Source organism: Streptomyces sp. NPDC001270 (assembly GCF_042896695.1).
In the GTDB taxonomy this organism is placed as follows: domain Bacteria; phylum Actinomycetota; class Actinomycetes; order Streptomycetales; family Streptomycetaceae; genus Streptomyces.
The window spans coordinates 1-1,468 of the sequence record NZ_JBIAXM010000105.1 but is presented as its reverse complement, the minus strand read 5'-3'; the positions used below and the strand labels follow the sequence as shown (position 1 = coordinate 1,468).

The 1,468-nt window shown below is 66.1% G+C and carries 1 protein-coding gene and 1 pseudogene; both read left to right on the top strand.

Annotation, left to right across the window (positions count from 1 at the left end):
* Window positions 1-345 (top strand): annotated as a pseudogene (locus ACFY2B_RS46175) (beta-ketoacyl synthase); the annotation flags it as partial.
* A 49-nt stretch (window positions 346-394) separates the two neighbouring features.
* A partial coding sequence (locus ACFY2B_RS46170; RefSeq protein WP_390769050.1) for a beta-ketoacyl synthase N-terminal-like domain-containing protein occupies window positions 395-1,468 on the top strand: 1,074 nt, incomplete at its 3' end.

Below are 1,468 nucleotides of genomic sequence, written 5' to 3'. Positions count from 1 at the left end.
CGTAACCGGTTGCGTGAGGGTACCGGTTTGAAGCTTTCCGCCACGTTGGTCTTTGACTATCCGAACCCGCTGGCGCTCGCCCGCCATCTGCGCGACGAGTTCGGCACCAGCGGCGACCTGCTTTCTCGCGTGAACGCGAAGATAACGGACATCGAGTCGCTGATTACTGGTCCGGGCCTGGACGAATCAATGAAAGCCGGTATCTCACTTCGTCTTCAGAGGCTGATGGCCAGGTGCAACGGGGCACCCGAGCAGGCGTCCGTCTCCACGGTGGCGGAGCACCTGGAATCCGCGTCCGTGGATGAAGTCCTCGATTTCATCGACGGCGAACTCGGGCTCACCTGAACTCGGTTCAAGGCTGTGCAATCCATCAACCCTTCGTGAGGACTGAAGAATGGCCACGGACGAGACACTCCTCAGGTACCTCAAGCGCGTCACGACCGAGTTGCACAACCTGCGGAAGCAGGGCACGAGCCGCACTGAGGAGCCGCTCGCGATCGTCTCCACGGCGTGCCGGTTGCCGGGTGGGGTGTCCTCGCCCGAGGATCTGTGGAAGCTGGTGGTCGACGGGGTCGACGCCATCTCCGAGTTCCCCGAGGACCGGGGCTGGGACCTGGAGGGCCTGTTCGATTCGGACCCGGACCATGCGGGTACGTCCTACGTGAGCCAGGGCGGGTTCCTGCGCACGGCGGGCCTCTTCGACGCGGGGCTGTTCGGGATTTCGCCGCGTGAGGCGTTGGCGATGGATCCGCAGCAGCGGTTGTTGTTGGAGACGTCCTGGGAGGCGCTGGAACGGGCGGGCATCGATCCGGCCCTGTTGAAAGGCACCGACGTCGGCGTGTTCGCCGGTGTGTCCAGTCAGGGTTACGGGATGGGTGCGGCCGTACCGGAGTTGGTGGGATTCGCGAGCACGGGTGCGGCGTCGAGTGTGGCGTCGGGGCGTGTGTCCTATGTGTTCGGTTTCGAGGGTCCCGCGGTCACTGTGGACACGGCGTGTTCGTCGTCGCTGGTGGCGGTGCATCTTGCGGCGCAGGCATTGCGGCAGGGTGAGTGCTCGATGGCGCTGGCCGGCGGTGTGACGGTGATGGCGACGCCCACCTCCTTCGTGGAGTTCTCCCGGCAACGGGGCCTGGCTGGGGACGGACGGTGCAAGGCGTACGCGGAGGGTGCGGACGGTACTGGCTGGTCCGAGGGTGTGGGCGTGGTGGTGTTGGAGCGGTTGTCGGTGGCGCGCGAGCGTGGGCATCGGGTCTTGGCGGTGTTGCGGGGCAGCGCGGTGAACCAGGACGGTGCGTCGAACGGTCTGACGGCGCCGAATGGTCCTTCGCAGCAGCGGGTCATCCGCAAGGCATTGGCGAACGCGGGGCTGTCACCGTCCGATGTGGACGTGGTCGAGGGGCACGGAACGGGGACGACGCTGGGTGATCCGATCGAGGCGCAGGCGTTGCTGGCGACGTACGGGCAGGAC